This is a genomic window from Herbiconiux sp., from assembly GCF_023264855.1.
Taxonomy (GTDB): domain Bacteria; phylum Actinomycetota; class Actinomycetes; order Actinomycetales; family Microbacteriaceae; genus Herbiconiux.
The window spans coordinates 1-13,132 of sequence record NZ_JAHFUW010000034.1; the positions used below are offsets into that span (position 1 = coordinate 1).

The 13,132-nt window shown below is 70.2% G+C and carries 11 protein-coding genes; 6 read left to right on the forward strand and 5 right to left on the reverse strand.

Annotation, left to right across the window (positions count from 1 at the left end):
* Positions 1-2,088 (reverse strand): alpha-ketoacid dehydrogenase subunit alpha/beta (locus Q0D75_RS13810; RefSeq protein WP_291054371.1); only part of this gene is annotated, 2,088 nt, incomplete at its 3' end.
* Positions 2,089-2,245: 157 nt separating this feature from the next.
* On the opposite strand from Q0D75_RS13810, the gene Q0D75_RS13815 reads away from it, so the two are divergent.
* Both Q0D75_RS13815 and Q0D75_RS13820 read left to right on the forward strand, forming a co-directional pair.
* Complete coding sequence (locus tag Q0D75_RS13815) at positions 2,246-2,776, forward strand: VOC family protein (protein WP_291054373.1); 531 nt, start codon at positions 2,246-2,248, stop codon at positions 2,774-2,776.
* A gap of 4 nt (positions 2,777-2,780) precedes the next feature.
* Positions 2,781-3,458: a GntR family transcriptional regulator gene (locus Q0D75_RS13820; protein WP_291054375.1), complete on the forward strand. Its 678-nt coding sequence runs from the start codon at positions 2,781-2,783 to the stop codon at positions 3,456-3,458.
* A 43-nt stretch (positions 3,459-3,501) separates the two neighbouring features.
* Here Q0D75_RS13820 and Q0D75_RS13825 read toward each other — a convergent pair whose 3' ends face one another.
* Positions 3,502-4,521, reverse strand: a complete 1,020-nt coding sequence (locus Q0D75_RS13825) for a LacI family DNA-binding transcriptional regulator (protein ID WP_291054377.1) — start codon at positions 4,519-4,521, stop codon at positions 3,502-3,504.
* 119 nt (positions 4,522-4,640) lie between these two features.
* Between Q0D75_RS13825 and Q0D75_RS13830 the strand changes: the two genes are divergently transcribed.
* Genes Q0D75_RS13830 through Q0D75_RS13845 form a run of 4 tightly spaced genes read left to right on the forward strand, consistent with a single transcriptional unit; the run spans position 4,641 to position 9,884 of the window.
* Positions 4,641-6,008, forward strand: a complete 1,368-nt coding sequence (locus tag Q0D75_RS13830; RefSeq protein WP_291054379.1) for an extracellular solute-binding protein — start codon at positions 4,641-4,643, stop codon at positions 6,006-6,008.
* A gap of 14 nt (positions 6,009-6,022) precedes the next feature.
* Positions 6,023-6,901 (forward strand): sugar ABC transporter permease, encoded by an 879-nt coding sequence (locus tag Q0D75_RS13835; RefSeq protein WP_291054381.1) that lies wholly within the window; start codon positions 6,023-6,025, stop codon positions 6,899-6,901.
* 4 nt (positions 6,902-6,905) lie between these two features.
* Positions 6,906-7,784: a carbohydrate ABC transporter permease gene (locus tag Q0D75_RS13840; RefSeq protein WP_291054383.1), complete on the forward strand. Its 879-nt coding sequence runs from the start codon at positions 6,906-6,908 to the stop codon at positions 7,782-7,784.
* A 6-nt stretch (positions 7,785-7,790) separates the two neighbouring features.
* Entirely contained in the window at positions 7,791-9,884 is a 2,094-nt protein-coding gene (locus tag Q0D75_RS13845) for a sugar-binding domain-containing protein (RefSeq protein WP_291054384.1), read from the forward strand.
* A 116-nt stretch (positions 9,885-10,000) separates the two neighbouring features.
* On the opposite strand, the gene Q0D75_RS13850 is transcribed toward Q0D75_RS13845, so the two are convergent.
* Genes Q0D75_RS13850 through Q0D75_RS13860 form a run of 3 tightly spaced genes read right to left on the reverse strand, consistent with a single transcriptional unit; the run spans position 10,001 to position 13,130 of the window.
* Positions 10,001-11,104, reverse strand: a complete 1,104-nt coding sequence (locus Q0D75_RS13850) for a zinc-binding dehydrogenase (RefSeq protein WP_291054386.1) — start codon at positions 11,102-11,104, stop codon at positions 10,001-10,003.
* A gap of 41 nt (positions 11,105-11,145) precedes the next feature.
* Entirely contained in the window at positions 11,146-12,105 is a 960-nt protein-coding gene (locus Q0D75_RS13855; protein ID WP_291054388.1) for a DMT family transporter, read from the reverse strand.
* Positions 12,102-13,130, reverse strand: a complete 1,029-nt coding sequence (locus Q0D75_RS13860; RefSeq protein WP_291054390.1) for a 2-dehydropantoate 2-reductase — start codon at positions 13,128-13,130, stop codon at positions 12,102-12,104. The genes Q0D75_RS13855 and Q0D75_RS13860 overlap by 4 nt, the downstream gene beginning before the upstream one ends.
* Between the last annotated feature and the right edge of the window lie 2 nt (positions 13,131-13,132).

Here is a 13,132-nt window from a genome sequence, read left to right on the forward strand (position 1 = left end):
CACCCGCTCGATCGGCTGATCGAGCCAGTCGAAGTAGCGGCGCTGGATCTCGTCGGCGAGCCAGCCGCCGTACGAGGTGCCCTGGGCGCCCTGCTCCACGATGAGCACGCTGTTGGTCTTGGTGATCGACTCCCCGATGGTGTCCCAGTCGATCGACGCGCGGTCGAGCCAGCGCAGGTCGATCACCTCGGCGTCGATCCCGGTCTGCTCCACCGCCTCGAGCGCGTGCCGCACCATGGAGAGGTAGCTGATCACGGTCACGTCCGAGCCGGTGCGCCGCACCGCGGCCTGGCCGGGCGGGATGATGTAGTCGAGGTCGCCCTCGGGCACGCGGTCGGCGGTGCCGTAGAGGTCGACGTGCTCGATCACGAGCACCGGATCCTCCAGCGCGAGCGCCGCGTTCATCAGGCCGACGTAGTCGGCGGCGTTCGACGGGGCGACGATCCGCCAGCCGGGGCTGGTGGCGAAGATGCCCGCCGGGTCCATCAGGTGCTGCGAGCCGTAGCCCGAGCCCATCGCCACCTTCGTGCGCAGCACGAACGGTACGGGGGTGTCGGCGCCGAACATGTGCCGCGCCTTGCCGATCTGGTTGAACACCTGGTCGGCGGCCACCCACATGAAGTCGGGGTACATGAACTCCACCACGGGGCGGAACCGGCCGTCCAGTGCCAGACCCGCACCGAGACCGGTGAAGGCGTTCTCGCTGATCGGGGTGCCGAGCACGCGGCCGTCGGTCAGCGCATCCGAGCCGTACTTCTTGGCCAGACCCCTGGTGGCGCCGTTCGTGCCGCCGTTCAGCCGGTGCACGTCTTCGCCCATCACGACGATGCGCGGGTCTTCGGCCATCCGCCGGTCCATCACGCCGGAGACGGCGTCGACGAACTTGAGGTCGCGCCACTCGCCCTCGTAGGAGGCGGGGTCGGCGACGGTCAGTTCGGCGAGCTCGCTCGCGTCGCCGCGCACGCCCACGTTGACGTAGCCGGGGTCGGGCCAGAGCGAGGGGATGATCCGGCGCTTGCCGTCGGAGTCGGGGTCGGCCTCCACGAGCTCGGCGACGGCGGCGTTCATCGCGGCCTTGGCCTGCTCGCGCACGGAGACGACGCCGGCCTCGTCGATGAGCTTGAGCGCCATCATCTCCTTGGCCATCCGGTCCAGCGGATCGCGCGCCTTCCACTGCCCCTCTTCTTCCTTGGGGCGGTAGCCGAAGGCGCTGCCCGGGTAGGGGCCGTTCTGGTGGAAGAAGCGGTAGACCTCGGCCTCGATGATGGCGGGGCCCTCGCCCGAACGCATGCGCTCCTCGGCGGCCTTCATGGCCAGGTGCACGGCCAGCGGATCCATGCCGTCGACCCGCCAGGACGGGATGCCGAAGCCCTGCCCGCGCACCGAGAACCGGGTGTCGGCGGTGATCTCGTCCGACTTGGTGGAGACCGCGTACATGTTGTTCTCGATGAAGAACATCACCGGCAGCTTCCACGCCGCCGCGAGGTTCATCGACTCGAGCACCGAGCCGATCTGGGCGGCGCCGTCGCCGAAATAGTTGATGGTGATGTCGCTGGTGCCGGAGTGCTTCTGCGCCCAGGCGTTGCCGGCCGCCATCGGGGCGCCGCCGCCCACGATGGCGTTGGTGCCGAGCGCGCCCGCCTCGAACCACTGCAGGTGCATCGAGCCGCCGCGGCCCGAGCAGTACCCCTGCGCCAGGCCGAGGATCTCGGCCAGGGTGCGCTGCAGCACGGCCTGGATGGGCTCGGTCACGGCTTCGGCCGGGTCGATGACGCCGCCCGAGACGTGGGTGAGTGCCTTGGCGAGGAACTGGTGATGGCCGCGGTGCGAGCCGTTCACGGCATCCGCCGACGACAGCCCCACGATCGACCCGACCGCGCCGCCCTCCTGGCCGATGCTGGAGTGCGCCGGGCCGTGCACGAGGCCTTCACCGGCGAGCTCGAGCACGGTCTCCTCGAACGCCCGGATGAGGTGCAGCTCGGCGAGCATGGTGCCGAGGAGCTGCGGATCAGCGGCTTTCCAGTCGGCGGGCGTCGTCGTGAGCTCGTGCCACGGGACTCCGGTCTGCAATCGGCGCAACTTCGGCATCTTCGCCATTCCTTCCGCGGGGACGCGCGGGGCGCCCAGGTCGTTGACTGAACGATACGAGGGATTGAATCCAATTTCAACCCCGACGGCAATTCATCCTGGCTTTTTGGTCTCGCTGATCCGACAATGGATACAATCGAGCCACCAAGGAGGATGGATGAGCCACGGAATCCCCGGTGCGCGCGGAGTCGACCACATCGGCTTCACCGTGCCCGATCTCGATCAGGCCGAGGAGTTCCTGGTGGGCGTTCTCGGCGCGACGCCGATCTACACCCTCGGCGCCAAGCGATCCGACGACGACTGGATGCAGACCCACATCGGCGTGGATCCCCGCACCGCGATCACCGAGATCCGCTTCTACCGGCTCGGCAACGGCTCCAATCTCGAGGTCTTCGGCTACGACGCCGCCGGCCCGCAGGCGCCCCAGCCCCGGAACAGCGACATCGGCGGCCACCACATCGCGTTGTACGTCGACGACATGGACCTGGCCGTCGAGTACTTGCGCTCGCACGGGGTCGAGGTGATGGGCGATCCGACGGCGAGCAAGCAGGCCGCCGAGGGTCAGCGATGGGTGTATTTCCGCAGTCCCTGGGGCATGCAGTTCGAGCTGGTGAGCTTCCCCGAGGGCAAGGCCTACGAGAAGGATGCGCCGGTGCGGCTGTGGCATCCGGCCCATCCGGCAGAATGACCCCGTGACCCTCGAGTTCAACACCCACGGCGCGGCGGGCGCCCGCGTCGCCGCCGAGCTGCGCGACGCCATCCTGGCCGGCGAGTACCGGCCGGGAACCCGCATCCGGCAGGAGCACGTGGCCGAGCGGCACGGCGCGAGCCGGGTGCCGGCCCGCGAGGCCCTGCGCCTGCTGGAGGCGGAGGGCCTGGTGACGGTGGTGGCCAACACCGGCGCCTGGGTGGCGAGCCTCAATCTGCGCGAGTGCGAGGAGATCTACCAGGTGCGCGAGCGCCTCGAACCGCTGCTGCTGCGCTACAACGTGCCGCTGCTGGACGAGGCCGGCATCGACCGGCTCGAGCAGCTCGCCACCGAGATGGAGAACTCCTCCGACATCGAGGCCTTCCTGCGCCTGGACCGCGAGTTCCATCTCTCCTGCTACACCGCCGCCGACACCACCATGATCGGCGACACCGTGCTGCGGCTGTGGAACCGCACGCAGCCCTACCGCCGCGCCTACACCTCGGTGTTCCGCTCGGAGGGCGACCGCAGCGCGCACCACGAGCACCACCTGCTGGTCTCCGCCATCCGCCGGCGCGATGCCGACGAGGCCGAACAGGTGCTCGCCCTGCACATCCGCCGCACCCGGCTGGAGCTGGCCCGCCACCCCGAGATCTTCGACCCCGTCGCCGACGCCCACTGAAGCGCCCGCCCCTCCCCCGCGAGGCGCTGCGGGGAGCGCACGATCACGACGGAACCGGGGCGCTGCTCTCCCGCACGATCAGCCGGTGCGGCGCCACCACCTCGACCGCCTCGCGGTTCGGATCGTCGATGCGTTCGACGATGCGCGAGACCGCCTGGGCGGCGATGAACGGGGTGTCGAGTGACACCGTGCTCAGCGACGGCCGCGAGAACCGGCCCTCCTCGATGTCGTCGATCCCGACGATGGCGATGTCGTCGGGCACCCTCAGGCCGGTGTCGAACACGGCGCGCATCGCGCCCATCGCGAGCAGATCGGAATAGCAGAAGATCGCATCCGGAGCCTCGTCGGCGGCGAGCAGCTCGCGGGCGGCCTCGTAGCCCTCGGCGCGGCTGTAGTGCGCCGCGGGCCGGGTGAGTTCCGGCACGAAGTCGAGCCCGGAGTCGGACAGCGCCTGGCGGTAACCGGCCGAGCGCTGCTGCGGGGTGGCGTAGTCCTCGGCCGGCTGCGTGCCGAGGGCGCCGATGCGGGTGCGACCCGATTCCGCCAGGTGCCGCACCGCGTCATAGGCGGCCTGCACGTTGTCGATGGCCACGTGGTCGAACCGGCCGTCGAAGTCGTGCTCGCCGAGCAGCACCAGCGGCATGCCGCTCTCGCTGTTCATCTCGCGCAGCTCGGCCTTGGTGACCAGAGGACTGAACAGGATGCCGTCGAAGAGCATGGTGCGGTCTCCCCCGGTCAGCAGTTCGCGCTCGCGCTGGTGGTCGTGCCCGGTCTGGTCGATCATCACCCGGTAGCCGAGCTCGCCGGCCGCGTTGATCACGTCGCGCGCGAGCTGACTGAAGTACGGCACGTCGATCTCGGGCACCACGAGGGCCAGCACCCCGGTGCGGCCGGTGCGCAGGGTGCGTGCGACGAGATTGGGGCGGTAGTCGAGCTCGTCGATGGCCTTGAGCACGCGGGCACGCATCCGGTCGCTCACGTGCTCGTAGCCGCTCACCACGTTCGAGACGGTGCGAATCGACACGCTCGCCCGCTCGGCGACGTCACGGAGGGTTGCCGGCATCCTGTCGCCTCCTTCGGACTCGGTTCAGGATGCCGCCAGCATAGCGTTTGCATCGTGAGCAAACGCAGGCTACTGTTTTGCTTACGTTGGCAAAACGCACCGTCACAAAGGAGTGTCCCTTGCACAAGCACCTGCCTCGAGCGGCGACCCGGGCCGCCGCGCTCGGCCTCGCCGCCGCCGTCGCCCTCGGGCTCACGGCCTGCGGCCCCGACATCGGCTCGGCCTCTCAGACCGACGCCGCCGCCGACCTGCTGCAGCTTCCCGCCGAGGAGTCACCCTCGGGCGAGATCACCATCTGGGACAGGTCGGGCGACCTGTTCGAGGTGTTCGACGAGGCCATCGCCGCCTTCAACGAGAAGTACCCCGACGTCACGGTCAACCACGAGTCGGTCGACATCGATGCGAAACTGCAGAACACGCTGATCACGGGCACCGACGTGCCCGACGGCGTCTTCCTCGACGACGCGAAGATCGCCGGGCTGAGCGACTACCTCTGGGACCTCTCCGACGTGCTCGCCCCCTACTCGGAGGAGATCGCGCCGCAGAAACTCGACGTCAACTCGGTCGACGGCGGCATCTACGGCGTGCCCTTCGACTCGAACCCGGGCCTGCTCTACTACAACGCCACCGCGCTCGAGGCGGCCGGCATCGATGCCACCGCCATCACCACCTACGACGAGCTGCTCGACGCGGCGCGCGCCTACAAGCAGGCGGTGCCGAGCGCGGCGCCGATCCACCTCGAGCAGTCGCCGTTCCTCAGCCAGCTGCAACTGGAGATGTACGCCAGCCAGCTCGGCACCAGCCTCGCCGATGCCGATGGGCAGCTGCGGCTCGACAGCCCCGAGTACGAGCAGATCCTGACCTACCTCGACACCGTGCAGCAGGAGGGCCTCGGCACCAGAGCCGAATACCTCGGCCCTACCGACATCGCCGAGCTCGAGAACGGCAACGAGGTGTTCTACCCCTGGGCCATCTGGTTCGACTTCGCCCCGCAGCAGCTGCTGACCCAGACCCAGGGCGACTGGCGCGCCATGTCACTGCCCGCCTGGGAGACCGGTGGCGCGCGGAGCGGCGCGATGGGCGGGTCGTCGTTCGCCATCCCGAAAGACGGCGCGAACTCCGAGCTGGCCGCCCTGTTCTACAGCTTCCTGATGTTCGACGAGTCCGGCTACAGCGCCGTCTGGGGCCCCAGCTCGGTCTACCCGACCGGACTGAACACCTCGATCCCGAGCTACCAGCCCGCCGCCGACCCGAGCGCTCCCCTCTTCGAGCCGGTGCCCGCGCTCGGCGACCAGGACCTCTGGGCCGTGGCCACCGAGGCCGGAGCCGAGATCCCGGCGAGCGTGCCGACACCCTCGTGGTGGGCCGGAGCCGTCGACTACCTCGGCACGAACCTGCAGCGCATGCTCGACGGCGAACTCACGCCGGCCCAGGTGGTCGAGCAGTCGAGCGACGAGATCCAGACCAACCTGATCGACCGGCAGTAGGGGCGGGCGCAACCATGACCGTGATGACCGCCGCGCGGGCCCGGCGCAGACTGGCTCCTTATCTGTTCGTGCTCCCGTTCGTCGCGGTGTTCATCGCGTTCAGCATCTACCCGCTCATCTTCACCGCCCGCCTGAGCTTCACGAACTGGCGGGGATCGGGTGCGGCGGAGTGGGTGGGCTGGGACAACTACACCTACCTGCTCACCAGCCCCGGCTTCTGGAACTCGCTCGCCAACTCGGGTGTGCTCTGGCTGCTGATCATCCCGGCGCAGCTGGTGATCGCCCTGATCGCCGCGGTGCTGCTCGACAACGCGAAGCTGCGCCTGCGCGGCTTCTACCGGGTGGCCTTCATCGTGCCCTTCGTCACTCCGCTCGTGGCGGTGGCGCAGATCTGGGTGGTGGTCTTCGACACGAACTACGGGGCGGTGAACGGCCTGCTCGGCCTGGTGGGGCTGCCGGACATCGGCTGGCTCACCACGAGCGAGTGGGCCAAGCCGACGCTGGCCCTCCTGTTCCTCTGGAAGACGACGGGGTTCATCATCATCATCCTGTTGTCGGGGCTGCAGTCGATCGACTCCTCGGTCTACGAGGCCGCCTCGCTCGACGGGTCGAGCCGGGTGCGCACGCTGTGGAGCATCACCGTTCCGCTGCTGCGGCGCACCATCATGTTCGCCGTCGTGCTGCAGACGCTCGCGGTGTTCCAGATGTTCGCGGAGCCCTTCGTGGTGACCCAGGGCGGACCGTACAACTCCACCACGACGGCCGGCTACTACCTCTACAACCACATCACGCGCGCCGACCTCGGCACCGGAGCCGCCAACTCCTTCCTGCTCGTGATCGTCGTCATGGCGCTGTCGCTCGTGTTCGTGCGGCTGCTGCGAGCGAAGGACTGACCGGATGACCGCACTCACCACTCCTCGCGCCAGCGGCCGGCGCAGCCGGCCGGCCATCGGCTCGCAGCTCTTCCTGGTGCTGCTCACCGTCGCGTTCCTCGCCCCCGTGGTCTGGGCGCTGCTGTCGGCCTTCAAACCGGCCAACGACATCATCCGCTCGCCGCTGCTGTTCGACCCGTCGACGTTCACGCTCGACAACTACACGGCGATGTTCCAGGACGTGCCGATCGCCTCCGGTTTCCTCAACACCGGCATCGTGCTCGTCTTCAAGGGCGCGATCACGCTGTTCTTCGCCCCGCTGGCGGCCTTCGCCTTCGCGAAGTACTCGTTCATCGGCAAGAACCTCATCTTCGGCGCGGTACTGATCAGCCTGATGCTGCCGACCATCGTGCTGATCATCCCGCTGCTGCTGGAGATGAAGGAGTTCGGCTGGGTGAACACCTACCAGGCGCTCATCCTGCCGGGGGCCGTCGACGCGTTCGCCATCTTCTGGATGCGGCAGGTGATCAGCGCCGTGCCCGACGAACTCCTCGACGCGGCACGGGTCGACGGCTGCAGCGAGTTCGGCATCTTCTGGCGCATCGTGCTGCCCGTCATCCGGCCGGGTCTCGCGGGGCTCGCCGTACTGACGGTCATGAACATCTACAACGACTTCGTCTGGCCGGTGGTGATCGCCTCGTCGGAGCGGATGGCGACGCTGCAGGTGGTGCTGTCGACCCTCTCCCAGAACATCACCGGCAACCGGATCGGTGCCGACTACGCGACCGTGACCGGCGAGCTGCTCGCCGCGAGCTCGGTCGCCCTCATCCCGCTGCTCGTGCTCTTCATCGCACTGCAGCGCCATTTCATCAACGGAATCCTCGCTGGAAGCGTGAAGGGCTGAACCAGAATGACCATCGCGACAGACATCGCAACCACCACGACCTCCACCCCGATCGTCGCCGTGCCGAAAGCCGAGTACCCGAGACCGGACCTCGACCGCTCGGAGCGCTGGCTCAGCCTGAACGGCGAGTGGGACTTCTCGAGCATCGACGGCTCGGCCCGCATCACGGTGCCGTTCGCCTGGGAGACGCCCGCCTCGGGCATCGAGCGCACCTGGCTCGAGGCGGCCACGTACCGGCGCGTGCTCTCGGTGCCCGCCGACTGGGAGGGCGCACGAACCGTGCTCTGCTTCGGTGCCGTGCACCACAGGGCGACCGTGTCGATCGACGGCACGGAGGTGGGAACCCACGTGGGCGGCTACACCTCGTTCGAGTTCGACGTGACCGAGCACGTGCGGCCCGGCCGGGATGCGCTGCTCGAGGTGACCGTGGAGTCGCCGGCCGACAAGCGCTCGATCGTGCACGGCAAGCAGCGCTCGATCCCGCGCGACGACTACGACGGGGTCTCGTTCACCCCCACTTCGGGCATCTGGCAGAGCGTATGGATCGAGGCCCGCGGCCGGAGCTACGCGCGATCGGTGACGCTGCGAGGTGATTCCCTGACCGGCATCGACGTCTCCGTCGACGTGGCCGGCGACCGGTCCGCCGGAGTGCCGGTGCAGGTGCGGGTCGTCGGCGGGGAGGAGTCGCTGGCGCTGATGAGCGGGCCGGACGGCGTGGCGGCAGGACGGCTCGACCTCGAGACGCCGCGTCTCTGGTCGCCCGAGCATCCGCATCTCTACCGTGTGCAGGTGACGGTCGGTGAGGGCCCGGGCGCCGATCGGGTCGTGGCCACCACGGGGCTGCGCTCGCTCGAGTGGCACGACGGCCAGTTGAGGCTGAACGGATCACGGCTCTATCTGCGCGGTGTGCTCGACCAGGGCTACTGGCCGGGTACCGGCCTGACCGCGCCGAGCGATGAGTCGCTGCTCGCCGACCTCGACCTCGCGCGGGAGCTCGGGTACACGATGGTGCGCAAGCACTTGAAACTCGAGGAACCGCGCTGGCTGCATCGCGCCGACGAGCTCGGGATGCTCGTCTGGGCCGAGCCCGCCGCCCCGAGCCGCTTCAGCCCCGAGGCGGCCGGGCTGTTCGAGGATCAGCTGGAGCCGATGGTGCGGCGTGACGGCAACCATCCGTCGATCGTGGTGTGGGGACTCTACAACGAGGAGTGGGGGCTGGACTGGGACATCCCGGGCAGCCGCCGACGCGCTGAAGCCGCCACGCACGCCTACGACACGATGGCCGCTCTCGACCACACCCGGCCTCTGGTCGAGAACTCGGGCTGGGCGCACGTGAAAAGCGACCTAGTGGACTGGCACTACTACGAGCCCGACCCGGCCACCTGGGCGTCGAGCGTGCGAGACCTCGCTTCCGGGGCGCGGGAGGCGTTTCCGGTGAAGCTCGGGCCGGACTTCGTGGTCGACAAGAGCCTCTACGGCTCACCCGACTTCCCGCGCAACGGGGTACCGCTGCTGAACAGCGAGTACGGCGAGGGATACACGAGCCTCGAACGCGCCTGGCATCTGCGCTGGCAGACCCAGGAGCTGCGCCGGCATGAACGCTATTCGGGGTACGTCTACACCGAACTCGCCGACGTCGAACACGAGAACGCCGGACTGCTCGATGCCGAACGCCGCCGGAAGGACTGGGGCGGATTGCGCCCGGCCGACATCAATGCCGACACCATGCTGGTGATCGACCTCGTGCCGCGGGCGGCCGGCGCCGACATCGACGTGCCGGCCGAGCCGTTCGAGCTGACCGTGCACGTCTCGCACCACGGGCCGGAGCCGGTGGCGGGGCACCTGCAGGCCCGATGGATCCCGGCGGGCTCACCCCTGCCCGCGTCGCTCACCTCGCCGACTTCGGTGGCCGTTCCGGCGGTCGAACCGTTCGTTCTCGGCGAGCCGGTCAGGCTGTCGATCGAACCGCCCGTCGCCGCCGCTCGCCTCGCTCTGCACCTCGTCGACGAGACGGGAGCGGTGCGGGCGCGGAGCTTCATCGACGCGGCCCCCGTGGAGGAGCCGAACCGCCGGGGCGCCCGCCCCGCGCCCGCCCCCTGAGGCGAGCCCTCGAGTCGTGGCGCGCGTCTCCTGCCAACGCGGCGCGCGCCACCCTGAGGTCACTGTCCCGCGCAACCCGATCGGTCGAGCACGGCCGTCCGGCCGCTCGACGAGCCTCAGGGCACCACGATCGGCGTGATCTCGGTGCGGTCACGGGCCGCGGCCAGCGTCTCACCGATCGCGTCGAGCGGGCGGAGGCCGCCGAGCATCGCCTCGACGTCGACCGCGCCGGATTCGAGCATCGGCAGGAAGCGGGCGAGGTCGCGCGCCATGTCGAGCCGGCCGCTCTGCGAGCTGCGCAGATCCCGCCCGCGCAGCGCCAGGTCGAACAGCGGCAGCTCGACAACGGTGTCGCGGGCGACATACGACGTGAAGGTCGTCACCCCGCCCAGCCGGGTCATCGCGAAGGCCTGCTGCACCGCCGCGACCGAGCCACCGGCGTCGAAGCCGAAGTCAGCCCCGCGGCCGGCGGTGAGCGCGCGCACGGCGTCGAGCGGATCGCCGTCGGCCGGGTCGATCACGTCGGTCGCGCCCACCCGCGCGGCCAGGTCACGCCGGGCGGCGAGCGGCTCGACGGCGATGATGCGCTCGGCTCCCAGGATGCGGGCGGCCTGCACCATCCAGAGCCCCTCCTGCCCGCAACCCACCACCACGACCGAGCTGCCGGGCGTCACCCGGGCGACGTTCACGACAGCGCCCATGCCCGAGACGATGCCGCAGCCCACCATCGCCAGCCAGGCATCCGGCAGATCGCTGTCGACCGGGAACACCTGGATGTCGCGCATCACCGTGTGCTCGATGTAGGTCGCCGAACTCCCCGGCGCCCGCACCTCCCGCCCGCCCTCGAGGGCGCCGATCACCGGCGCCGGCACGAACAGGCGCTCGCACTGGTCGATGCGGCCGCTGCGGCACCAGAAGCACTCGCCGCACTCCGGGGTCGCCGTCACGATCACGCGACGCCCCGCGCGGTGACGCGATCCGGCCCCCGTTTCCAACACCGTGCCGACCGCCGCGTGACCGAGCACGACGGGATACGGATCGGGATCGAGCGCCGGCAGCCCGGTGTCGCCGCGCAGCGCGATCCAGTCGCTGTAGCAGAAGGCGCTGGCGTCGATGCGCAGCATGGCCTCCTCGGCCGCGGGGTCGCGCAGCAGCACGGTCTCGATCTGGAACTCGGTGGCGCCGCGATGCGCGACAGCGGCTCGGACGGATGTGGGCACGGTGCCTCCAAGGGTGCGGGCGGCCCCCTACGGGCCGCAGGTCACAGGACGGGTTCGGGAGCGGCGGCGGCGGCGCGCCGGCGCGAGGCGGCCATCGAGCCGAGGCCGGCGATCGCCACCGCGACGACGGCGAGCGCCGCGCCGAGCACGGCGGTGGGGGTGAGCCCGAGTGCGTCGACGGGCACCAGGAGGTCCAGCAGCACGGCCGCGATCGCCTGACCGGCCGCGATGCACAGGATGGCGCTCAGCACGCCGATGGTGCGCACGGTCAGCGCGGTCACCACCCCGATGGCCGCGCCGAGCGCCCCGCCCAGTGGCGCCCACGGCGGCAGCGCGGAGAAGTCGATCGGGTGCAGCAGCAGCGAGACGACGAGCGCTGCGGCCACGAAGACGCCCGAGATGAGGAAGTTGATCACCGACATCACCGCGAACTCGCCCGTCACCACCACCAGCCAGCCGTTGGCGGCCTGCTGCAGCGCGATCAGCACGCCGGCGATCACGACGACGGGGATGACCAGCACGTTGCCGAGGTCGAAACGGCCGACGGCGCCCACCAGCACGGCGAGCACGGCTACACCCAGGCCCACCGAGCGCAGCAGGTTCAGCGAGCGGCGGCCGCCAGGCCCCAGGCTGAGCGAGTCGGCCAGCACCGAGCCGACCAGCTGACCGAGCGTGACCGCCACGGCCACGGCCACCACGCCCACCTCGGGGGTCACGGTGATGATCGTGAGCACGGCCGCGAACCCCATCAGCCCGCCGAGGAACCACCAGCGGCGCACCTCCGTGCGACGCTGCCGGAGCGAGCGGACGGCCCGGGGGAACGCCCCCATCGCACCGGCCACGACCAACGCCATGAGGAGCGCCGTGCCGTGGTTGACGGCCGTGGCGAGCACGGGCGATCCGGTGGCCACGCTGACGTGACCGTTCGCCGAGGTCTGCACGGCCACGGCGGCGCCGGCGGCGAGGGTCGCCGCCGTGGCCAGCAGCGGCGAGGCCTTCACATCAGCGCCCGGGCGAGCACCGGCAGGTGCTCCACGCCGGGCTGCATCTCCCCGCGCTCGATGCGGTGGGCGAGCCGCACCACCGCCGTGTTCACCGGGGTCGCGACGCCGAGCTCGCCGCCGCGCAGCATCACGTGGCCGTTGAGGTCGTCGACCTCGCTGTGCCGGCCCTTGCGCCAGTCCTGCAGCACGGTGGTGGTGGCGCCGGGCACCACGAAGCCGGCGAAGAGCTTGTCGGTCATGATGTCGACGACCCGGTCGGGCTCGGCGATCTCCTCGGCGCTCAGCCCGAAGATCGGCAGCACCGGATGCCCGGCCGCGGCCCCCACGGCGAGCGCCTCGTTGCCGGCGGCCACCATCACGTCCCGGAAGCCCGGCGTGTGCAGGGCGTCGAGCATGGGCAGGCCCAGCACGGCCGAGGTCACCAGCAGGGTGCTGTTGCTCACCAGCTTCATCCATTTGGCCGCCTCGATGTCGTCGAAGCGCTGCACGGTGCCGGAGCGCCCGAGCAGCTCCTGCACCTCGCCGATGCGCTCCACCGGTCCGCCGGGCAGCGCGCCCACGGCGAACCAGGAGCGGTCGACCCCGGTGTGCCGGTGCACCACGCCCGGCTCGTCCATCGTGGCCGAGCACTCGATCACGGCGCCCAGGGTGCGCTCGGCGCCCACCACGTCTTCGATCACCCCGGCGGTCATGCCGTTCTGCACGCCCACCAGGAGGCCGTCGTCGGCGAGATGGGGACGGATGAGCTCCGCCGCCCAGCGCGAGTCGTAGGCCTTCATCAGCATCAGCACCACGTCGAAGGACTGCTTCAGCTCCGCCACCTCGCAGAGGTGGATGACGCGCGGACGCACCTGCTGCTCCTCGGCGGGCGTGATGATGCGCAGCCCGTCGGCCCGCATCGTCTCCACGTGCGCGGGCCATTGCTCGATCAGCAGCACGTCGTCCCCCGCCCGGGTGAGGTCGGCGCCGATCGACGCCCCGTTCGCCCCGGCACCCAGCACCGCGATCCGTTTTCCCGACATCC